Source organism: Kitasatospora sp. Ki12 (assembly GCF_054601375.1).
Genome location: NZ_BAAIHT010000001.1, coordinates 3073946 through 3093826 on the forward strand (window position 1 = coordinate 3073946; position 19881 = coordinate 3093826).

Genomic DNA, 19881 nt, shown 5'->3' on the forward strand with positions numbered 1-19881 from the left:
CAAGGCGGTCCCGGGGCCGGCGGCCGCGCAGGAAGTCGGCCCGGCCGACTTCCTGCGCACGCCCTCACTCGCTACCGGAACGCGGGCAGGTTGCGCGCGGCCCATGCGCCGAACGGCGCGGCCGGGCGGCCCAGGACGTCCGCCACGTCGGGGCTGACCGTCAGTTCGGCGGGGAGCGGGACGCCGAGGACGTCCAGGGTGCCGGGGATGACCTGCTCCGGCATGAACCGCGCCAGGTGGGCGTGGGCCTGCTCGCGGGAGAGCTCGACGAAGGTCACCTCCTCGCCGAGGGCCCCGGCCAGCGCCGCGGCCTGCTCGCGCGGGCTGATGGGCGCGGGGCCGGTGAGTTCGTACGTCCGGCCGGCGTGCCCGTCCTCGCGCAGTGCGGCCGCGGCGACCGCCGCGATGTCGGCCGGGTCGACGACGGGCAGCGCCACGTCGCCGAACGGGGCGAAGACCCTGCGGTCGGCGCGGACCGTCTCCGCCCAGGCGAAGGCGTTGGAGGCGAAGCCGCCGGGGCGCAGGACGGTGAAGTCGAGCCCGGAGGTGCGTACAGCGGCCTCGAACTCCCGCAGCCGGGCGTGCGAGGCCGCCTCCGGGCGGGTGGCGCTGACCTGCGAGGAGACCAGGACGACCCGCTCGATCCCGGCGTCCGCGGCGGCGGACAGCAGGGTGTCCGGGCTCTCGCCCCGGCTGTTGAGCTCCCCGCCCAGCACGAGGAACAGTGCCCGGGATCCTTCGAGGACGGGCCGCAGGCTCGCGGCGTCGCCGACGGTGCCCTGCGCCCACCGGACGCCGTCCGAGTGGTGTGCGGGCTGGGCCTCCCGCGACACGGCCACGACCTCTTCGCCCGCTCCGGCCAGCAGCTCCACCAGCGTCCGTCCGATGTTGCCGGTGGCGCCCGTCACTGTGATCATCGAGATCCCCTCCCGTTGTGAGTTAGTCGGCTGACTTAGAAAGACCGTAGCACGTGCCCACCGGCGGCTGTCTATAGTGAGTTGGGTGACTGACTCAGTGAATCGGCGCGTAGCGGCGTCGCAGAAGCGCCGGCGGCTCACGGCCGCCGCGGCCCGGGTCCTCCATGAGCAGGGCGTCGAGCGCACGACGCTCGCCGACATCGCGCGCGAGGCGGACGTCCCGGTCGGGAACGTCTACTACTACTTCAAGACCAAGGACGAGCTGGTCCGCGCCGCGCTGTCCGAGCACGGCGCGTACCTGGACGAACTCGCCGAGGAGCTGGGCCGGTTGGCCGACCCGCGGGACCGCCTCAAGGCCCTGGTCGAGGCCTGGGTCGAGCAGCGCGACACCGCCGCCCGGTTCGGCTGCCCGACCGGCACCCTGGCCGTCGAGCTCGACAAACGGGCCGACGGGGTCCTCGACGCGGAGGCCGGCGCGGTGATCCGGCGCCTGCTGGACTGGGCCGGCGGACAGTTCCGCGAGCTGGGCCTGCCCGACCCGGACGACCTGGCGCTCACCCTGGTCGCCGGCTACCAGGGCATGTCGCTGCTGGCCAACGCCCTGCGCGACCCGGGCGTCATGACCCGGGAGGGCACCCGACTGCTGCGCTGGCTCGACTCGCTGGAGGTTCCGGCGGGAGGTTGAGCGGACGCCTCAGCGGCTGAGGGGCTCGGGGTTCAGGAGTCGAGCAGCCGGTGGGCGAGGAGGTGGAGCGCCGCCTCGACGCGCTCGGGGGAGACGCCCTGCTCGGCGGGCGGCTGCACGGCAAGGCGGTGCTGACCGCCGGCTCCTGACGCCGGTCCCTGAAGCCGGTTCCTGAAGGCCGGGGCGCTGGGCCGAGTGGGCCCAGCGCCCCGGCCGTACGACGGGCGGCTGCCTACCGGAAGTCCGCCGCGTGGTCCCGGACCCACGAGCGGACGTCGCGCGGCGGCCGCCCGAGCACCCGCTCCACGGTGTCGGTCACCCGCTCCGGCTCATGGGTGAACGACTCCCAGGCCCGCAGCCGGGAGTCCACGAACGCCGCGTTCCCCCAGGCCGCCGTCAGCTGTTCGCGGGCCGTCTCCGGCGCCAGCTCCTCCCACCGCAGGTCGACGGCCAGCTCCTCGCCGATGATCGCCGCCAGGTCGGCGTGCGCGAGCGACTCCGGCCCGGTGACGACGTACCGGGCGCCCGCGTGCCCGTCCTCGGTGAGCGCCCGCACCGCGACGTCCGCGATGTCCCGCTCGTGCACCAGCGAGCGGCGCGCCCGCCCGTACGGCCAGCGGACCACGCCCTCGCGCACCTGGCCGGCCCAGGCGAGCAGGTTGCCGGCGAAGTCGATCGCCCGGACGAAGGTCCACTCCAGGCCCGAATTCCGGATCAGCCGCTCGATCTCCTGGTGGAAGACCGCGGCCGGCTCGTCGTCCGCGAGGTCGGCCACGTCCGCCGACAGGTAGACGACCCGCTCGGCGTGCCGGGCGATCAGCTCGACGACCCGGGGCTCCACCGGCAGCCCGGGCCACATCAGGTAGACCGCCGACACCCCGTCGGCCAGGGCCGGCTCCAGGCTCTCCGGGTCCGTCAGGTCGCCGCGTACGGCCTCCACCCCCGCGGGCAGCGAAGCCTTCGCGCTGTCCCGCACCAACGCCCGTACCTCGTGGCCGCCTTCGGCCAGCGAGGCCACGACGTGCCTGCCCACACTGCCGTTCGCGCCGATCACCAGAATCTTGGTCATGCCCGGCCCAACACCGGATGGCCGGGGGCTATGCCCGAGCGCTGTGCCCGAGCGCTGTGCCCGAGCGCCGTGTCCGAGCTGCTGCGCCCGGTCGCCTACCAGCCGCACTCCTCCGGGCCGACCGGCTCCAGGCCGACCTGGCGGGCCAGCCATCGGGCCCGTTCGAGGTCGCCGCCACGGAAGTGGACGAACAGCGTGTGGTCGTCGGAGGGGCGGTCGAAGTCGACGTTGCGACTGTTGACCGCGATCTGCAGATGGGTGTCCTTGGCGCGCGGCTCCAGGCCCAGTTCCGGCACGGCGGGCCAGAAGAAGTGCGTCCAGGACAGCGAGCCGGGGCCGCTCCCGACGACGTCCAGGAACAGCTCCTCGAACCCGCCGGGCGGCTCCGCCCTCGCCTGGAACTCGAGCGGGCCCAGCCCGTCGAACCAGGGATCCCCGGCGTCGAACAGGCCCCGGACCTCCTCGTATCCGAGACGGGGGTGGTTCGGCCAGGGGGTGGCGCCCCGGCCGGTCGGGAAGGCCGCGAACAGGCGGCGCGCCTCGGCCGGCGTCCGGGCGGTGGTCTCGCCCTCGACCAGGAAGCCGTCCATCGGTACGGCGAGCGCCAGCAGCCGCCGGGCGGCGTCGTGGGCGGCCCGCAGGTCCGGCGTCCGCAGGACCGGAAGGGCTCGGGAGGTGCTCATGGCGAGGAGTCAAACAGCCCGGGAGCGCCGGATCACCCGAATAAGCCGGGGCCGGCCCTGTAGACCGGGGCGGGCCCTGTGGCCCCGGGCGCTAGGCTCGCCGGATGCCCGACGAACACCTGCGGCTCGCCGTCCTGGGAAGTGCGACGCCCTACCCGAGCGCCGACAACCCCTGCTCCGGCTACCTGGTGTCCGGCGGTGGCGCCCGGGTCTGGGTGGACGCCGGCACCGGCACCCTGGGCCCGCTGCAGCGCCACGTCCGGCTGGACGAGCTGGACGCGATCTGGATCTCCCACCTGCACGCGGACCACTGCGCCGACCTGCTCACCGCCTACTACGGCGCCCTCTACGCGGACCTCCGGCTCGCCGCGCCGATCCCGCTCTACGCCCCGCCCGGCACCGCCGACCGGCTGGCGGACTTCCTGACCAACACGGCGCGCCGCAGCCCGGTCGAATCCGCCTTCGCCGTCGCCGAGTTGACCGACGGCCACCGGGTGGAGGTCGGCCCGCTCACGCTGACCAGCCGGTCCGTGGAGCACGGCATGCCGGCGTTCGCCCTCCGGGTGGCGGCCGGCGGCCGGTCGCTGGTCTACTCCGGCGACACCGCCCCGTGCCCCGCCCTCACCGAACTGGCCCGGGACTGCGACCTGTTGCTCTGCGAGGCGGAGAGCGCCGAGCCCGAGCCGGACGCCGGCGCCGGGCTGCACCACACCCCCGAGCAGGCCGGTGCCACCGCCGCGGCGGCCCGCGCCGCCCGGCTGGTGGTCACCCACGTGGGCCGCGCCATGACCCCGGCCGAGGCCGTCGGCCGTGCGGAGGCCCACTTCGCCGGCCCGGTCGCGCACGCGGACCCGGGCGCGACCTTCACCGTCTGACGGCCGGGGGCCGGGGCCGGAGCCCGGGGCTCAGCCGACCCGCACCACGTACTTGCCGGTCGCCCGCCGTTCCTCCATCGCGTCGTGCGCGGCCGGGACGGCGGCCAGGTCGGGCAGTTCGGTGACGGGCAGCTCCAGGCCGCCGTCGGCGAGGAGGTCGACGACCCGGCGGATGGCCCGGGCGAGCCGCTCCGGGGCGGTGGCCGCGAAGCCGCGGTGGCTGAAGCCGGTGACGCTCAGGTTGCCCGCCATCAGACGGCCGAGCGGGGGCAGGTCGGCGACGGCGCCGCCGCCCGCGTTGCCGAACAGGACGATCCGGGCGCCGGGTGCCGCCACGGCGAGGTCGAGTTCCAGGGCCTCGGTGCCCAACGGGTCGAGCACGAGGTCGACGCCCCGGCCGTCGGTGGCGGTCCGGATCGCCTCGGCCAGTGCCTCGTCGCGGGCGAAGGCGTGGTGGTAGCCGGTGGCGAGCGCGGCGGCGGCCTTCTCGGGGCGGCCGACGGTGCCGATCAGCCGGCCGCCGCCGAGCAGCGGGACGAGCTGGGCGAGGGCGTGGCCGATCCCGCCGCCCGCCGAGTGCACCAGGACGGTGTCCCCGGCGGTGAAGCGGCCGGCGTCGGTCAGCAGCAGCATCGCGGTGGCCAGGCCCAGGGGGACGGCGGCGGCCTCGCGCAGCCCCACCCCGTCCGGGAGCGGCACGGTGAGCACCGCCTCGGCGGTCACGACCTCCGCGAGCCCGGCGCCGACGGGTGCGGCGACCACCCGGTCGCCCACGGCCAGCCCGGTGACGCCCTCGCCGAGCTCCCGGACGGTGCCGGACACCTCCTTGCCGGGCCGGTACGGCCAGTCGGCGGCGTACGCGGCGTCGCCGCGGCGGGTCATCACGTCGACGAAGTTCAGTCCGGCGTAGGCGACGTCGATCGTCACCTGTCCGGGCCCGGGCCTGGGCGCCTCGATCTCCCGGATCTGCGAGTTCTCGGCCCCACCGGGTGCGGTCATCACCAGTGCGCGCATGTCGGTCCCCCTCGACTACGATGTTCGACGAACTACGAAATTGACGCGGGACAGTGGTACCACGTCGCTTCGATGGATGTCGAACATCGCAGATCAGGGAGGTCCCGCCGTGCCCCGCAGCACCCGCCGCCGACCGGCGCTCGCGCACCCCGCGACCGAGGAGATCGACCTCTTCGACGTCCTGCATGCGCTCTCCGACCCCACCCGGATGACCATCGTGCGTGTTCTGCGTGCGGAGCCGGAACGGGCCTGCGGCACCTTCCCGGTGGACGTGGCGCCCTCGACCCTCAGCCACCACTTCAAGGTGCTGCGCGAGTCCGGCCTGATCAGCCAGCGCGAGGAGGCCAACCGCCGCTTCTCCGCACTGCGCGCGGCCGACCTGGAGCACCGCTTCCCCGGCCTCCTGGACACCGTCCTCGCCGCCCACGACCGCACCGCGTCCGGGGCGGTGTCCGAGTCGGAGTCCGGACCGGGGGCCGGGTCGGGGGCGGGTGCGCGGGTCGAGGGCGGCGAGGAGGGGTTCCGCAGCGCGGCCGAGAACACCGAGTGAGAAAAGGCCGGTGGGCCCGACGTCCGTGACGTCGGGCCCACCGGCTCTCCCAACAGGTGGATCAGGACGAGAAGTAGCCGACCAGATCGGCGACCACGTCCGTCGACCCCCACTGGTTGACGAACGACACCCGGCCGTCCACCACGGGGGCCACCACCAGCGCGGAGACGACCTGCCCCGGCCGGTAGTTGATGCTCGACGCGTCCGGGCGGGCCGTCCCGTGCGGGAAGACCGTCAGGAAGCTGGTGTCCGTCGGCCAGACCGCCGTCACGTTCATGACGACGGCGGTGACCCCGGTCCTGGGCATGCCCTCGACGCCGGCCACCCGCAGGCTGACCAGGTCGTTCGCGCCGCCCAGGGAGCCGACGCGGACGCCCTCGCCGTCACGGGTGTCCATCAGCCGCACCAGCGGGGACGCGGTGTAGGTGGAGCCCGAGTCGGTGTAGTAACCGGTGATGTCGACGCCGAGGTCGACGTCGCCCCAGGCGTTGCGGATGTCCACCACGCCGTTGACGACCGGGACGGTGACCAGGTTGGTCACGTTCTGCCCGGCGGCGAAGTTGACCGCCGAGGCGTCGGGCGCCGGCTGGCCGTCCGGGTACACGGTGAGGTAGCTGGTCCGCGACGGGTTGACGGCCGTCACGCTCATCACGACGGCGGTGACGCCGGTCTCCGGCACGCCGCCCACGCCCGTGACCTTGAGCGGGACGACTCCACCGGCCCCGACCCGCCCGGCCGGGGCGCCGACGCCCATGACGGTGTTCAGGATGCGCGACGGGGTGACCGGGCGCAGCAGGGAGCCGGCGCCGCCGTCGGTGTAGTAGCCCAGGACGTCGACGCCGAGGTCGACGTCGCCCCAGGCGTTGCGGATGTCGACCTTGCCGTCGGCGAGCGGGACGGTCACCAGGTTGGTGACGGTCTGCCCGGCGGCGAAGCTGACGGTCGGCAGGTCGGGGACCTTCTGTCCGCTCGGGTACACCGAGACGGCGCTGGTGCGGGAGGGGTTGACGGCCGTGACGTTCATGACGACGGACGTGACGCCGGTCGTCGGGACGCCGCCGACCCCGGCGACCTGGAGCGACACCACCCCGCCCTGGCCGAGACGCCCGGCGGGCGCGCCGACACCGGAGACGGTGTTGAGGATGCGGTTCGGGGTGAGCGGGACGAGCCTGCCCTTGGCGGCCGTCGCGGCGGGGGTCACCGTGAAGGCCTTCGGGAAGTAGTTCGGGGAGGGCACGCCGGTGGTGTAGCCGATCCCGTCGAGCACCACGTCGTAGGTGCCCGGCAGCATCCCGTTGGTGTCGGCCATGACGTGGAGTGAGGTGCCGTCGGGGCTGACGGAGACCGGCCACATCGGGTACGTGGAGCCGCCGAACTTCACCTTGGTCCCCAGGGTGAGGTTCGTGCCCCGGATCTCGATCTGGGTCTGGGTCCCGGCCGCGCCGGTCGTCCCGTTGATCGCGGTGAGGGACGGTCCGTTCTGGCCGGTGCAGGTGGGGTACTCGCACACGGATTGCATGCTGTACTCCACCGGTGTGGCCGTGCTGCCCGCGCTGAGCAGCAGGACGGCTTTTCCGGGAACTGCGGTGTCGGTGGCCTGGCAGCGGCCGCCGAACTGGCCCCAGTTCCCGCTGCACTGGTACGAGTAGTCGTTGTCGTTCCAGGTGGCCGGGGTCAGGAAGGTCAGCAGCGGCTGCTCGAGGGTGGTGGAGCTGCTGGTGCCGACGACGTTGAAGGACTGCCGGGGCTTCATGTCGACGACGGCGCAGTAGCCGGTCGAGGACTCCGTGAGCAGTCCGCTGCGGAGCGGGAAACCCTGCACCGAGATCGGGTTGGCGGTGCACTCCGGCGCCCAGCCGTCGGGCGTGCCGACCTTCCAGGTGTCCACGGCGGCGTGGATGTTCTGGCCCCGGTACCCGGAGGCGAGCACCGCCATGGTGTAGGAGGTCGAGCCGGTGACCTTGCAGTAGAGGCCGTTGGCGCCGCAGAGGCTCTTGCCGTTCGCGTCGATCACCAGCGGCGTCGCCGCGCCCTGGGCCCCGTTGCCGACTTTGGCCGTCCGCACGCTGAGCCAGAACTTGTCCGTGGCCGCGGCGGTGACCCGCACGCAGCGGGCGTCGAGGGCCGAGCCCAGGTCCAGCTGGACGGACTGGCCGCCGACGGCGGTCGAGTTCGGCGTGAGGCAGTTCGCGGTGGGCGAGATGTCCCGCCGGACCAGCTTGTAGCTGTCGCCCCAGTTCGAGTTGGTCAGCAGTGCGGTGTACGGGGCGCCGGCCGTGAGGGCGCAGGTGAAGGCGGTGCTGAGGAAGGTCGAGCACGCCACGTTGCCCTGCGGGTCGACGACCTGCAGCGAAGCGTTGAGCTGGTTCGCCGTGTTGGTGTAGTCGACCTGCTCCGCGGTGGAGTGCTGGTCGGCGGGCAGGCCGAAGCAGGCCTGCTTCACGTCGACGGACAGTGTGGCCTCCGCGCCCCACGTGCCGTCGAACCCGCTCCGCGGCCACGCGGCGCAGCCCGTGGTCTCGCCGGTCCGGTGGATCGCCAGTGCGTACGCCTTGTTCGGCGTGCCGCTGAGGACGACACGGAACGGGGCCGTCCCGGTCAGCTTGCAGACGGCGGAGGCGTAGCCGGAGCCGTTGTCACACTGCTTGGTGCCGGCCGCGTCGTAGACGACGGCGTTGGCGTTGACGCCGTCCTTGGGCACCCGGTTGAGCAGGTAGACGCCCGTCCCGGTGGCGGTCGGCAGGGTCAGGCAGGCCGCCTGCCCCACGGTGCCGAAGGTGCCGGTCGCCGGGCCGGACGCCAGACCGTCGTCGGCCGTCGCGGTGCAGCCCCGGGTCTCCGCGGTCGAGCGGAAGAACGTGCCGAAGGCTCCCGCCTGTCCGACCGTGGCGCCCACCACCCAGGTGTAGTCACCGGGCGCCAGGTCACAGCTAGGGCTGGACGGACCGCACTTGGCGACGTCACCGCCGTCGGACCTGTACAGCACGCCGTACACGGAGGTGTTGTCGGACCTGACGGAGCCGAAGGTGTAGGAGCCGGCGTCGGCAACCCGGAGGATCCGGCAGCGTGCCGTCCCGGTCAGGTCCGGGGCGGTGCCGAAGGCCTGCGGCTGGAGGATCGGGCAGCCCTCGGGCGAGGAGAGGCGTTCCACCGTGAGGTCGTAGGGCTGAGCGTTGCCGTAGGACTGCTGGACGACGACGCGGAACGGCGCGGTCCCCGCGAGGCGGCAGAGCACCTCGCTGCCGGAACCGCTGTTCGTGCTGCACAGTTCCTTGCCGGTGGCGTCGAAGACGTACTGGGTGAGGTACCCGGCGTAGCTGCGGAGCATGTCACCGGCGGCCAGGTCGAGCGTGTAGCAGTCGCCCGCCCAGCCGGTCGCCGAGGTGCCGTGGATGGTCTTCGGAGCACCGAGGGTGCGGTCGGCGGGGTCCACCGTCTTGCAGGTGGGGCCGGAGAGCACCGGGAGGTACGAGACCGAGATGCCGTTCGCCTGGTAGGAGCTGTTCCGCACCTCCAGCTTGTACGTGCCCTGCTGGGTGGTGACGCAGCGGAGCATGGTGTACGAGGTGCTGCAGGCCACCGCGGAGCCGTCCGGTGCGGTGAGCGCCGGGTAGACCGAGGAATTGGCCGCGACCGCCTGGACGAAGACCAGGTCGTTCTGCTGCGGAAGGGTGAGCGAGAAGGTGGCCGACTTGTTCGGGTCGACCGAGCAACTGGCCACCACGCCCGGGGCCAGGGTGGCCGGGCAGGGGTTGGTCGGGTCGGCCTGCTGGACTTCGCGGGCCGCCTTCTCCTGCGCGGCCTTGGGGTCCGGGGTCGGCGCGGCCGTCGGTCCGGCGGTGGGCGCGGCGGCCGGGGACGGGGTGACGGGCGGCGCGGCGGCCGGGCTAGCGGATGACGTGGCTGCGGGCGGCGCGGCGGCGGCAGCCGGGTTGGCCTGGCCCACGAAGGTGGCCAGGACGGCGAGCAGCAGGGCGCCGGGAGCCGCGAGTGAGGCTCTCCTCCCCCTGTGTCGTGTTCGCCTGTCGGTGGACAGGAACGTCACACTTTCCCCCCATGTCGGAAACGCCTGACTCCCGTGACCGTCACAGGAGTTCGTAGGCGGGCGGAGTCTAGCGAGCGCGAACGACAAGTACGGAAGCGCCCTCGGCCCCGCGCGAGGGTTCCACGGGGGCCGCTTCGAGCGCGATGAGATTTTGAGCAGCTCTTGACCCTGCGGGCGCAGCGCCGCTCCGGGAACGACGAATCGGCCGGTCGGCCGGGGGAATCGGCAGGGCTGCCCGGTGGCGGCGGTGGTACGAGACCGTGACGGCGGCCAGCAGCGGGGCCCAGGCCACGGTGGGCAGGTAGAGGAAGCCCACCAGGAAGTGGCCCGCCGGGGTCATGTCCGTCCCCGGCATCGCCCACCACCCGGCGAAGGGCGTCCAGAGCAGGGCCAGCCCCGCCGCGCCGAGCGAGGCCGCCAGGACCACCGCGCGGGGGAGGGATGCCTCAGTCCGCCGTCGGGGAACACCGGGGGACGCCTGCCGCCGGGAACGCCCGCCGCCGGAGCGCCCCCGCCCGTGCTCAGCGCAGGCGCGAGGAGGACAGGATCGACGCCAGGTGCGCGACCACCATGCCCCAGGTGATCACCGTGATCCCGGCGAGCGTCGCCCGGGTCGCGTCCAGGTTGCCCAGTCCGGCGTCCACCGCGGCCGCCGCCAGCAGCACCAGCGAGGCCTCGATGCCGTTGGTCACCCGGTGGATCTTGAACACCGAGGCCAGCCGGCGGGCCGTCGCGATGCCCTGCGAACGCGGCTGCGTCGACTCCTCGTCCGCCGGCGGCTGCCCGCTGCGCGCCCGGGCCACGTCCACCAGGTCCGTCGAGGCCTTGAGCAGCACCACGCCCAGCGCGGCCGCCAGGCCCACCGACACCCACAGCTCCGAGCCGCCGCGCGCGGCCCGTACGCCCGCGCCGATCATCAGCGCCGCGTCCGCCAGGTAGGCGCCGAGCCGGTCCACGTACACCCCGGCGATGCTGAACTGGCGCTTCCAGCGCGCCACTTCGCCGTCCACGCAGTCGAAGAGCAGGAACAGCTGGAACAGCACCGCCGCCAGCACCGCGCCGGTCAGGCCCGGGATCAGCAGGGCGGCGCCGCCGCCGACCCCGCACACCACCATCACCCAGGTGAGGGTGTTCGGGGACACCGAGGTGCGAACCAGCTGCCGCGTGGTCCGCAGCGAGATCCGCCGCATGTACAGCCGACCCGCCCAGTGCTCACCGTTGCGGCTCTGCAGCTTGGCCTGCGGCTGGCACACCTCGCGAAGCTCGGCGAGCGCCGGAGCAGCCACCATGACGACATCCCTCCACCTGTCCCGTAACGATCACCACAGGCTACGGCCTGCACGGAGCGCCCCGACCAGCCGGTACGGCTCCCGCGGCCCCGTCCGCCGCCGGTGCGGCCGGGCGAAAACCGGTGGGCCCGCCGACGGGCCCCGGGCTAGGCTGCGCGGGTTCGCCGGAACCGGAAGCACCGGGCCCGACCACCCTTGCCCCGCAAGCCCGTTGACGTGCACCGCGACGACCGGGGAACGGCCGCGGGACGACCGGGGAACGGCCGCGGAGCGACCGGGGAACGGCCCCGGACCGGAACGAGGAGTTGCCAGACCCATGGACACCACGGGCGCCGCGCCACACCGCCCCGACCTGGCCCGACTGCTGGACGGCCACCGTCCGCAAGGCCCGGTGGAGACCGCCGACCACGAGCGGGCCCGCCGCCTCCTCGACGCCGACGACCCCTGGAACCGGGGCACCTTCCCGCTCCACTTCACCGCCTCCGCGCTGATCGTCCACCCGCCGACCCGCCGCGTCCTGCTGCGCTGGCACGTCCGCCAGCAGGCCTGGCTGCAGATCGGCGGCCACGGCGACCCGGGGGAGACCCGGCCGCTCGACATCGCCCTGCGCGAAGGCCGGGAGGAGACCGGCCTGGACGACCTCACCCCGTGGCCCGACGCGGCCCTCGTCCACCTGGTCGCCGTCCCCGTGCCCGCCTCGGCCGTCGAACCCGCCCACGTCCACGCGGACCTGCGCTTCCTCCTCGCCACCGACACCCCGGAGCTGGCCCGGCCGGAGAACCCGGCCTCCCCGCTGGAGTGGCTCACCGTCGAGGAGGCCGCGCTGCGGACCACCGAGGACAACCTCCGCGAGACCCTCGCCCGCGCCGCCCGCCTGCTCCCGCCCGCCTGACGCGCCTCCCGCCCCACGTACCTCCCGCCCGACGCACCTCCCCCTGGAGACCACCGGATGCACACCGACCAGATCCTCATCTTCGACGCCGACGACACGCTCTGGGAGAACAACGTCCTCTTCGAGCGGGTCATCGACGGCTTCCTGGACTGGGTCGCCACCCCGGCCGAGCGGGCCGCCACCCGCTCCCTCCTGGACGGCATCGAGGCCGCCAACTCCGCCGCCCTCGGCTACGGCGCCACCGTCTTCCGGCAGAGCCTTGCCGACTGCCTCCAGCGGCTGAACGACCGCACCCCCAGCACGGCCGAGCTCGCCCGGATCGACGAACTGCTCACCCCGCTGAACCGGCGGGAGGTCGAGCTGATCCCCGGGGTCGCCGACACCCTCGCCGCGCTCGCCGACCGCCACCACCTCCTCCTGCTCACCAAGGGCGACCAGGAGGAGCAGCAGCGCAAGGTGACGGTGTCCACCGTCGACCACCACTTCCGGGGCGTCCACATCGTGGCCGAGAAGTCCGTCGACACCTACCGGCAGCTGACCGCCGACCTCGACCTCGACCCGGACCGGACCTGGATGATCGGCAACTCGCCCAAGTCCGACATCGCCCCCGCCCGCCGGGCCGGCCTGCGCACCGTCTACATCCCGCACGAGCACACCTGGGTGCTGGAGCACGAGGAACTCGGCCCCGACGAGGCGACGCTGCAGCTCGGCGCCTTCACCGAACTGCTGCGCCACTTCTGACCGGCGCTCAGCCGACCAGCGCGGCCGCCGACACCGGAGCCCCGTCCCGGTACAGCCAGGCCCGCTCGGCCGCCGACCACGCGCTCGTCGTCAGCAGATAGAGCGCGGCGGCCACCGGCACCAGCAGCGCGAACAGCACCGACCCGAACGACAGGTACGGCAGCAGTCCCGCCCCCGGCTGCGGGGCGGGCTGCGCCGCGGCCGCCCGCCGGGCCCGGCGGTAGTTGACGAACCCGACCGCCGCCAGCCCCGCGTACAGCACCCCGAACACCGCCACCTGCCCGGCACCCTGCGCCCCGCCCACGTGCAGACCCAGCGGCACCCCGAACAGGGTGTGGTCGAGCAGGTCGTTCGGCGTGGTGAACAACCGGTACATCACCGAGAAGAACGGGATCTGCACCAGCAGCGGCAGACACCCCGCGAACGGCGACACCTGCTCCTTCCGGTACATCTCCGCCAGCGCCTCCTGCAACTTCTCCGGACGCTTCTCGTACTTCTTCCGCAGCGCGGTGACCTTCGGCGCGAGCACGGCCCGCGCCTTCTCCCCCCGCGCCGCCGCCCGCGCCAGCGGATGCAGCGCGAGCCGAACGGCCACGGTGAACAGGACGATCGCGAGGGCGGTCGGAAGGACGTGGGCGATGGCGGCGACGACAGTGTGCGCGACGGCGACCGCGGGATCGAGAACGGCGAGAACGGACATGGTGAAGCGAGCCCTCCGGGGTCTCAGAACATGAGTGATCGGCGGAGGACGGCCGCGAAGAGGTACGGAACAGCCGTACGGGGATTGCTCGTACGGAACTGCGAAGGCTTACGCGGCCGCCAGGGCCGCCCCCGGCGCCCTGGGGCGTCGCCGGCCCCGGGCATCCGGATCACGCTGCGGAAGGAACGCCGTACGGAACGCCCGACGTCGCAGCACCCCGCTGCGCACCGCCGCCGGCGCCCGCGCACCCAGGAGCCGAGCCCCCGCCAACGCCCCGGCGACCGCCCCGGCCACCAGCGCCACGGCCGCGACGGCGGCCACGGAGGCCCAAGTCCCGTCGCCGCCCACCAGATCCCCGGTCAACACCCGGAGCAGCCCCAGCACCATCGCGACAACGGTCACGGCCACTCCCCCCCTCGGTGTCTCGCCGGCTACCGGACGTACAAGCAGGACGATCCTACGGCCCGCCGGGTTCCCACCTCCATCAGGGAAATCCCCTACGGAACTGCCGGACCGTGCGGGGCCTTGCAGGGGTGTAGCCATCGGTGCTACGCGGGGCTACCTTGGGAGGATGAAGACGATTTCCCAGCGGGAGTTCCGGAACAACTCCGCCGCGGTGATGGACGCCGTGGAGGCGGGGGAGACCTTCCACATCACCAGGAACGGGGTCGAGGTCGCGGAGTTGCGGCCGGTGTCCGGGCGGCGGCGGCTCACGGCGGAGGAGCTGGTGGCGCGGCACGTGAAGCTGCCGCGGGTGGACTACCAGCAGATGCGCAAGGAGGCCGAGGAGGACTTCGGGCCCGAGGAGCTGGCGGGCGACGAGCGCGACGACCCGTTCGAGCGCCGACGTGGCTGAGCGCCGGAGGGCGTCCCGGCGGCGGCCCGCCGGGGTGCTGGACACCTGTGTCTACATCGACCTGGCGCTGCTCAATCCGACGGACCTGCCGGCCGTGCCGGAGCTGACCGCGATCACCTTCGCGGAGCTGCAGCAGGGCGTGTCGATGGCCCGCGACCCGGCCAGCCGGGCGGCCCGGCTGGAGGTGCTGGGCGCGGCGATGGCCGACTTCGACCCGCTGCCCTTCGACGCGGCCGCCGCCGCCCGCTACGGGACGCTGGTCACCCTCACCATCGCCGCCGGACGGCAGCCGCGGCCGCGGCGGATCGACCTGATGATCGCCGCCGTGGCCTCCGCCCACGGGCTGCCGCTGTACACCCGCAACGTGGCGGACTTCCGGGGGCTGGGCTCGGCGGTGGAGGTCATCGGGGTGTGAGGGCGGCGGTGCCGTCCTGTCCGACCGGGTCGTCGTCGTTCAGGGGTCTGGTGGTGTGGCCCGGGACCGCCCGAGCCACACCACCGCGATCCGTACGGGCGCGCCGTCCGGCCCGGTGGGGTCGGGGGAGGGGAGCGACGGGCCGTGCGACGGCCTGTCAGGCCAGGCGGACCGCCGTCCCGGTCGCGGCGGAGGTGCGGGCGGCCTCCAGGACGGTGAGGGTGGCCACCGCGTCGCGCGGGTCGACCGGGGGCGGGGTGCCCGGGTCGGTGAGGGCGGCGGCGATGCCCGCGTAGAAGGCGGGGTAGTCGCCCGGGTCGGTCGGCAGGGTGATCGCCGACTCGTCGGTCCCGAGGGTGCCGTAGTGCGCGGGCTCGTCGGCCCCCCAGGGGCGGGTGCCGTCGGGGCGCAGGCCGGCCCGCAGGTCGGCCTCCTGCGGGTCCATGCCCGCCTTGACGTAGCCGGCGGTGTCGCCGAGGACCCGCAGTCGGGGGCCGATCAGCGGGGTGACGGCGCTGGTCCACAGGTGCGAGCGGGTGCCGGAGGCGTGGGTGAGGGCGAGGAAGGCGTCGTCGTCCACGACCGCGCCGTCGCGCCGCACGTCGATCTCCGCGTACACCGTCTCGACCGGGCCGAACAGCGTGAGCGCCTGGTCCACCAGGTGGCTGCCCAGGTCGTACAGCGTGCCGCCGACCTCGGCCGGGTCGGCCAGCTCGCGCCAGCCCGGCTTGGGCTTCGGCCGGAACCGCTCGAAACGGGACTCGAAGCGGTGCACCCGGCCCAGCGCGCCGCCGCGCACCAGCCGGCCGGCGGTGAGGAAGTCACCGTCCCAGCGCCGGTTCTGGAACACCGAGAGCAGCACGCCCTGCTCCTCGGCCAGCCGGCACAGCTCCTGCGCCTCGGCGGCGGTGCCCGCCAGCGGCTTGTCCACCACGGTGGCCAGGCCGGCCCGCAGGGCGGCGCCGGCGAGCGGGGCGTGGGTGCGGTTCGGCGAGGCGATGACGACCAGGTCGAGCGCGTCCGGGTCGGCGAGCAGCTGCTCGGGGGTGTCCACGGCACGGGCGTCGGGGTGCTCGCGCCGCAACTGCTCGCGCCGCTCGGGGTTGGCGGTGACCACGGCGTCCAGCCGCAGCCCCGGCGTGGTGGCGATCAGCGGTGCGTGGAAGGCCGAGCCGGCCAGGCCGTAGCCGATCAGGCCGACGCGCAGCGGCCGGTCGAGCGGGCGGTGGGAGGTCTGCGGGTTCATGCGGCCCACTCAATCACGAGGCGCCCGGTTGCTCCCGGTTTCGGCGTCGGCCCGGAGGGGGCGGGGCGGGGGCAGGGCGGGGGTAGGGCGAAGGCCGCCGGGTCAGCCGCAGGCGTCGGCGGGGTCGGCGGGGTCGGTCGGGTCGCCCGAGGCCTCGGGGAAGACCGCCGGCTCGTGGTCCGGGCAGTCCACCCGCAGCCTGCCGTCGCCGAAGGGCGCGTCGACGAAGTCGCAGTGGTGCGGTGCGTCCGGGTCCTCGGGGTGGGCGTCGGGCCGGTAGAAGCGGCAGGTGACGCAGGTGCGGGAGACCGGGACGGCGCCGTGGCGCTGGAGCGTGCGGATCATCGTGGTGGTGCCGCGCAGCATCGCGGCCACGGTGTCCGGGTCGAGGGCGGCGAGCGCCTCGCCGAGCGGCGGCGGGACCTGGGCGAGGCGCTCGGCCTCGGCCCGGCCGGCGTCGGTGAGGGTCAGGGTGACGGCGCGGGAGTCGGCGCGGTCGCGTTGACGGTCCACCAGCTCCTTGCCGGCGAGGGTGCGGACGGCGTCGCTGACGGTGGGCGCGGTGGAGGCGAGCGCGGTGACGATCTCGCCCTGGCGGCGGGGCCGCCGGTCGCCGGCCAGGAACAGCAGGATGTCGGCCTGGAGCGGGGTGAGCCGGGCCGGGCCGGTGTTGTGCCAGGTGCTGAGGCGGACGGCCTGGCCGAGCCGGGTGAGTCCGAGGAGCAGCTGTTCGCCGGGGGAGAGTCCGGGCAGTGGGTCGGCCATGTGTCCGGTCCTCTCCTCTGGGTGGTTTCCCTGGTCGGCTTCCTCGGTCGGCCCGCGGGCCGTACGTCCTTCGACGCCCTTGCATTCTAGGCAGTGCCAACTATATTTGGCCCTGCCAACAATCGCTTGGCACTGCCAACGAAGCGAACGGAGCACAGCCATGCCCCGACTCGGCACGGTCGACCCCGCGACCGCCGAACCCGCCGCCAAGGCCCTCCTCGACAAGGTCGAGCGGGCCCTCGGCGTGACGCCCAACATGATGCGCGCCATGGCCTCCTCGCCCGCCGTCCTGGAGGCCTACCTGGCCTTCGGCGGCGCCCTGGCCAAGGGGCGTCTCGGCGCCGGCCTGCGGGAGCAGATCGCCCTGGTCACCGCCGTCGAGAACGCCTGCGACTACTGCTACGCCGCCCACCACGTGCTGGGCGCCAAGGCGGGCGTCAGCCCGTCCGACCTCGCGGCCGGCGGCCACGCCGGGGCCGCCGACCCGAAGGAGGCCGCGGCCCTGCGGTTCGCCCGGGCCGTCCTGCGCAGCAAGGGCTTCGTCTCCGACGAGGACCTCGCCGAGGTGCGCGCGGCCGGCTACGGGGACGGCGAGATCGGCGAGATCGTGGGCGCGGTCGCGCTGAACTCGTTCACCAACTGGTTCAACTCGGTCGGCCGGACCGAGATCGACTTCCCGGCCGTCCCGCTGCCCGCGCCCGCGCCCGCGCCCGCGCCCGCGCCCGCGCCCGGGCCCGCGCCCGCGCCCGCGTCCGGGCCCGCCCCGGTTCGCGGCTAGGCGGCCGGTTCCGGCCCGCGCCCGGTGCCGGTGCCCCTGCCGACCGCGGCGGGAGGGGCACCGGCACCGTTCCGGTGGGCGGGACGTACTGCCGTCGGCCAGGTGTGCGGATTAGGCTGTGCCGCGTCAGGGCCCTCGCACGACGCAAGACGCTGCAACATTCCGGGAGACACGCACGTGGCAGACCGCAAGCCCATTGAGTCCTGGCTGACCGACATGGACGGGGTCCTCATCCACGAGGGCACGCCGATCCCCGGGGCGGAGGAGTTCCTGCGCAGGCTGCGGGAGTCCGGCAAGCCCTTCCTGGTCCTCACCAACAACTCGATCTACACCCCGCGCGACCTCAGCGCCCGCCTGGCCGGCATGGGCCTGGAGGTGCCGGAGGAGTGCATCTGGACCTCCGCCCTGGCCACCGCGAAGTTCCTCAAGGGCCAGCGCCCGAACGGCACCGCCTACGTGATCGGCGAGGCCGGGCTGACCACCGCGCTCTACCAGGCCGGCTACGTCCTGACCGACAACAACCCCGACTACGTGGTCCTCGGTGAGACCCGCACCTACTCCTTCGAGGCGCTCACCAAGGCGATCCGGCTGATCAACCAGGGCGCCCGGTTCATCTGCACCAACCCGGACGAGACCGGCCCCTCCACCGAGGGCGTGCTGCCGGCCACCGGCTCGGTCGCGGCGCTGATCACCAAGGCGACCGGCGTCGAGCCGTACTTCGTCGGCAAGCCCAACCCGCTGATGATGCGCGAGGCGCTGAACACCGCCGGCGCCCACTCCGAGACCGCCGTGATGATCGGCGACCGGATGGACACCGACATCGTCGCGGGCATGGAGGCCGGCATGGAGACGATCCTGGTGCTCACCGGCCTGACCGCCGCCGCCGACGTGGAGCGCTTCCCGTACCGGCCGACCCGCGTGGTGAAGTCGATCGCGGACCTGGTCGAGCTGGTCTAGCCTCTGCGGTGCTGTCGTGGGCCCCGTTCCGGCCGTTCGCCGGGGCGGGGCCCGATTCGTACGTTTTCGGCTTGCGGGGAGGCAAGACGCGGATGAGCACGACGGGGGAGTCACCGGGCCTGGAGGTGACGGGCCTGGAGTCGGGGGGCCCGGAACGGGTGAGTCCGGAGTCGGAGGGCCCGGAGGAGAAGCGGGTCACCTGGGCGGAGCTCTACTTCGACCTGGTCTTCGTCTTCGCCATCACCCAGGTCTCCGGCCTGCTGCACCACCACCACGACGCGGCCGGACTGGTCCGGGCGCTGGTGGTCTTCGTGCCGGTGTACTGGTGCTGGGTGGGCACCACCGTGCAGGCCAACATCCGGGACGTGGACAACCTGCGGGACCGCCTGGGCATCCTGCTGGTCGGCCTGACCGGCCTGTTCATGGCCCTCGCCGTCCCGGGCGCGTACGGCGGGCGGGGCGTGCTGCTCGGTGCCGCGTACTGGCTGGCCCGGGTGGTGCTGCTGCTCCTGCTGGTCCGGATCCCGGGCGTCTGGCGCGGCCCGTACGGGGTGGGCGTGCTGGTCAGCGGGCCGCTGCTGGTGGCCGGCGGGCTGCTGCCGGAGGGGCCGCGGCTGGCCCTGTGGGCGGCGGCCTCGCTCTGCGACCTGGGCGCGCCGCTGGTGTTCCGGCGCCGGCTCGCGAAGGTGGCCTACCACCCGGCGCACATGCCGGAGCGGTTCGCGCTGTTCCTGCTGGTGGCGCTCGGGGAGTCGATCGTCGGGATCGGCGGCACGGCGGCCTCCGCCCGGCTGGACGCGGCCGAACTCGCCGCCGTGGCGGTCGCGTTCACCATCTCGGCGGGCCTGTGGTGGCAGTACTTCGTGTTCGCGGCGGACGCCATGCGGCACGCGGTGGTGATCGCCGACTCGCGCCGGGACATGGTCCGGCGGGTCTTCCAGTACGGGCACCTGGCGCTGGTCGCCGGGGTGATCGGGGTGGCGGTCGGCTTCGGGGAGACGGTCGCGGACCCGGGTCAGGCGCTCGGCCCGGGCTCGGTGACGCTGCTGTACGGCGGGTGCGGGCTGTACCTGCTGACCTTCGGGTACACCCGCTGGATGATGTTCCGCCAGGTCGCGACGACCCGGATCGCGGCGGCGGCGGTGGTGCTGGCGCTGCTGCCCGCGATGGTGCGGCTGCCGGCGCTGGTGGTGCTGGTGGTTCTGGCCGTACTGCTGGTGGCGCTCAACGTGCTGGAGCACCTCCGGGTGGAGCGCGCCGCCCGGTCCGCCGCCCGGTCCGCCGCCCGGTCCGCCGCCCGGTCCGCCGCCCGGTCCGCCGCCCGGGCCCCCGTGCCGGAGGCCGCCGCTCGGGTTCCCGCTCCGGAGGCCGCTGCCGCTCCGGGGGAGTGAGTTGTCGGTGGGC

Annotated in this window: 20 protein-coding genes; 10 read left to right on the forward strand and 10 right to left on the reverse strand. The window is 74.0% G+C overall.

The genetic code is table 11. The features are described from left to right. Positions 1-71 precede the first annotated feature (71 nt). On the reverse strand, positions 72-917 hold the full coding sequence (locus tag ACYP53_RS13600) for an SDR family oxidoreductase (RefSeq protein ID WP_459647507.1): 846 nt from the start codon (positions 915-917) through the stop codon (positions 72-74). 85 nt (positions 918-1002) lie between these two features. Here ACYP53_RS13600 and ACYP53_RS13605 point away from each other — a divergent pair, with 85 nt between their 5' ends. Then, entirely contained in the window at positions 1003-1602 is a 600-nt protein-coding gene (locus ACYP53_RS13605) for a TetR/AcrR family transcriptional regulator (RefSeq protein ID WP_459647508.1), read from the forward strand. Positions 1603-1834: 232 nt separating this feature from the next. On the opposite strand, the gene ACYP53_RS13610 is transcribed toward ACYP53_RS13605, so the two are convergent. Together ACYP53_RS13610 and ACYP53_RS13615 are read right to left on the reverse strand one after the other, a co-directional pair. Continuing rightward, complete coding sequence (locus ACYP53_RS13610; protein ID WP_459647509.1) at positions 1835-2671, reverse strand: SDR family oxidoreductase; 837 nt, start codon at positions 2669-2671, stop codon at positions 1835-1837. Positions 2672-2766: 95 nt separating this feature from the next. Then, entirely contained in the window at positions 2767-3354 is a 588-nt protein-coding gene (locus tag ACYP53_RS13615) for a hypothetical protein (RefSeq protein WP_459647510.1), read from the reverse strand. Positions 3355-3458: 104 nt separating this feature from the next. On the opposite strand from ACYP53_RS13615, the gene ACYP53_RS13620 reads away from it, so the two are divergent. Further along, positions 3459-4229, forward strand: coding sequence for an MBL fold metallo-hydrolase (locus tag ACYP53_RS13620; RefSeq protein ID WP_459647511.1), 771 nt, complete (start codon positions 3459-3461; stop codon positions 4227-4229). A gap of 30 nt (positions 4230-4259) precedes the next feature. On the opposite strand, the gene ACYP53_RS13625 is transcribed toward ACYP53_RS13620, so the two are convergent. Further along, positions 4260-5243, reverse strand: coding sequence for a quinone oxidoreductase family protein (locus ACYP53_RS13625; protein ID WP_459647512.1), 984 nt, complete (start codon positions 5241-5243; stop codon positions 4260-4262). Positions 5244-5352: 109 nt separating this feature from the next. On the opposite strand from ACYP53_RS13625, the gene ACYP53_RS13630 reads away from it, so the two are divergent. Continuing rightward, positions 5353-5793: an ArsR/SmtB family transcription factor gene (locus ACYP53_RS13630; RefSeq protein WP_459647513.1), complete on the forward strand. Its 441-nt coding sequence runs from the start codon at positions 5353-5355 to the stop codon at positions 5791-5793. 61 nt (positions 5794-5854) lie between these two features. On the opposite strand, the gene ACYP53_RS13635 is transcribed toward ACYP53_RS13630, so the two are convergent. Then, complete coding sequence (locus ACYP53_RS13635; RefSeq protein WP_459647514.1) at positions 5855-9838, reverse strand: hypothetical protein; 3984 nt, start codon at positions 9836-9838, stop codon at positions 5855-5857. Between the two features lie 521 nt (positions 9839-10359). Further along, the gene (locus ACYP53_RS13640) at positions 10360-11127 is read right to left on the reverse strand and encodes a CDP-alcohol phosphatidyltransferase family protein (RefSeq protein WP_459647515.1); all 768 of its coding nucleotides are present in this window, start codon (positions 11125-11127) and stop codon (positions 10360-10362) included. A 316-nt stretch (positions 11128-11443) separates the two neighbouring features. Between ACYP53_RS13640 and ACYP53_RS13645 the strand changes: the two genes are divergently transcribed. Beyond that, positions 11444-12019: an NUDIX hydrolase gene (locus tag ACYP53_RS13645; RefSeq protein ID WP_189919292.1), complete on the forward strand. Its 576-nt coding sequence runs from the start codon at positions 11444-11446 to the stop codon at positions 12017-12019. 57 nt (positions 12020-12076) lie between these two features. After that, positions 12077-12760, forward strand: a complete 684-nt coding sequence (locus tag ACYP53_RS13650; RefSeq protein WP_189919294.1) for an HAD family hydrolase — start codon at positions 12077-12079, stop codon at positions 12758-12760. Between the two features lie 7 nt (positions 12761-12767). Here the strand turns inward: ACYP53_RS13650 and ACYP53_RS13655 are convergent, their stop codons facing one another. Continuing rightward, the gene (locus tag ACYP53_RS13655; protein WP_189919296.1) at positions 12768-13460 is read right to left on the reverse strand and encodes a YidC/Oxa1 family membrane protein insertase; all 693 of its coding nucleotides are present in this window, start codon (positions 13458-13460) and stop codon (positions 12768-12770) included. A 108-nt stretch (positions 13461-13568) separates the two neighbouring features. Further along, entirely contained in the window at positions 13569-13862 is a 294-nt protein-coding gene (locus ACYP53_RS13660; RefSeq protein ID WP_229928802.1) for a DUF6412 domain-containing protein, read from the reverse strand. A gap of 169 nt (positions 13863-14031) precedes the next feature. Between ACYP53_RS13660 and ACYP53_RS13665 the strand changes: the two genes are divergently transcribed. Continuing rightward, a complete protein-coding gene (locus ACYP53_RS13665) occupies positions 14032-14316 on the forward strand; it encodes a type II toxin-antitoxin system Phd/YefM family antitoxin (protein WP_189919298.1) in 285 nt (94 codons plus the stop codon). Then, on the forward strand, positions 14309-14731 hold the full coding sequence (locus ACYP53_RS13670; RefSeq protein WP_229928803.1) for a type II toxin-antitoxin system VapC family toxin: 423 nt from the start codon (positions 14309-14311) through the stop codon (positions 14729-14731). The genes ACYP53_RS13665 and ACYP53_RS13670 overlap by 8 nt, the downstream gene beginning before the upstream one ends. 157 nt (positions 14732-14888) lie before the next feature. Here ACYP53_RS13670 and ACYP53_RS13675 read toward each other — a convergent pair whose 3' ends face one another. Next, positions 14889-15977, reverse strand: a complete 1089-nt coding sequence (locus ACYP53_RS13675; RefSeq protein ID WP_459647516.1) for a Gfo/Idh/MocA family oxidoreductase — start codon at positions 15975-15977, stop codon at positions 14889-14891. A 102-nt stretch (positions 15978-16079) separates the two neighbouring features. Next, positions 16080-16742 carry a MarR family winged helix-turn-helix transcriptional regulator gene (locus ACYP53_RS13680; RefSeq protein WP_459647517.1) on the reverse strand — a complete coding sequence of 221 codons (663 nt, stop codon included), beginning with the start codon at positions 16740-16742 and terminating at the stop codon, positions 16080-16082. A gap of 160 nt (positions 16743-16902) precedes the next feature. On the opposite strand from ACYP53_RS13680, the gene ACYP53_RS13685 reads away from it, so the two are divergent. The 3 genes from ACYP53_RS13685 (at position 16903) to ACYP53_RS13695 (ending at position 19868) form a co-directional block, all read left to right on the forward strand. Further along, positions 16903-17520 carry a carboxymuconolactone decarboxylase family protein gene (locus ACYP53_RS13685; RefSeq protein ID WP_459647518.1) on the forward strand — a complete coding sequence of 206 codons (618 nt, stop codon included), beginning with the start codon at positions 16903-16905 and terminating at the stop codon, positions 17518-17520. A gap of 177 nt (positions 17521-17697) precedes the next feature. After that, on the forward strand, positions 17698-18477 hold the full coding sequence (locus ACYP53_RS13690) for an HAD-IIA family hydrolase (protein WP_189919306.1): 780 nt from the start codon (positions 17698-17700) through the stop codon (positions 18475-18477). 92 nt (positions 18478-18569) lie between these two features. Next, on the forward strand, positions 18570-19868 hold the full coding sequence (locus ACYP53_RS13695) for a low temperature requirement protein A (protein WP_459647519.1): 1299 nt from the start codon (positions 18570-18572) through the stop codon (positions 19866-19868). The last annotated feature ends 13 nt before the right edge of the window (positions 19869-19881 follow it).

What these genes read in the sequence shown, in the direction of transcription:
- ACYP53_RS13640 (WP_459647515.1), bottom strand. Translation starts at nt 11,127, where the DNA reads ATGGTGGCTGCTCCGGCGCTCGCCGAGCTTCGCGAGGTGTGCCAGCCG.
- ACYP53_RS13655 (WP_189919296.1), bottom strand. Translation starts at nt 13,460, where the DNA reads ATGTCCGTTCTCGCCGTTCTCGATCCCGCGGTCGCCGTCGCGCACACT.
- ACYP53_RS13625 (WP_459647512.1), bottom strand. Translation starts at nt 5,243, where the DNA reads ATGCGCGCACTGGTGATGACCGCACCCGGTGGGGCCGAGAACTCGCAG.
- ACYP53_RS13645 (WP_189919292.1), top strand. Translation starts at nt 11,444, where the DNA reads ATGGACACCACGGGCGCCGCGCCACACCGCCCCGACCTGGCCCGACTG.
- ACYP53_RS13600 (WP_459647507.1), bottom strand. Translation starts at nt 917, where the DNA reads ATGATCACAGTGACGGGCGCCACCGGCAACATCGGACGGACGCTGGTG.
- ACYP53_RS13615 (WP_459647510.1), bottom strand. Translation starts at nt 3,354, where the DNA reads ATGAGCACCTCCCGAGCCCTTCCGGTCCTGCGGACGCCGGACCTGCGG.
- ACYP53_RS13675 (WP_459647516.1), bottom strand. Translation starts at nt 15,977, where the DNA reads ATGAACCCGCAGACCTCCCACCGCCCGCTCGACCGGCCGCTGCGCGTC.
- ACYP53_RS13680 (WP_459647517.1), bottom strand. Translation starts at nt 16,742, where the DNA reads ATGGCCGACCCACTGCCCGGACTCTCCCCCGGCGAACAGCTGCTCCTC.
- ACYP53_RS13665 (WP_189919298.1), top strand. Translation starts at nt 14,032, where the DNA reads ATGAAGACGATTTCCCAGCGGGAGTTCCGGAACAACTCCGCCGCGGTG.
- ACYP53_RS13620 (WP_459647511.1), top strand. Translation starts at nt 3,459, where the DNA reads ATGCCCGACGAACACCTGCGGCTCGCCGTCCTGGGAAGTGCGACGCCC.
- ACYP53_RS13685 (WP_459647518.1), top strand. Translation starts at nt 16,903, where the DNA reads ATGCCCCGACTCGGCACGGTCGACCCCGCGACCGCCGAACCCGCCGCC.
- ACYP53_RS13610 (WP_459647509.1), bottom strand. Translation starts at nt 2,671, where the DNA reads ATGACCAAGATTCTGGTGATCGGCGCGAACGGCAGTGTGGGCAGGCAC.
- ACYP53_RS13695 (WP_459647519.1), top strand. Translation starts at nt 18,570, where the DNA reads ATGAGCACGACGGGGGAGTCACCGGGCCTGGAGGTGACGGGCCTGGAG.
- ACYP53_RS13650 (WP_189919294.1), top strand. Translation starts at nt 12,077, where the DNA reads ATGCACACCGACCAGATCCTCATCTTCGACGCCGACGACACGCTCTGG.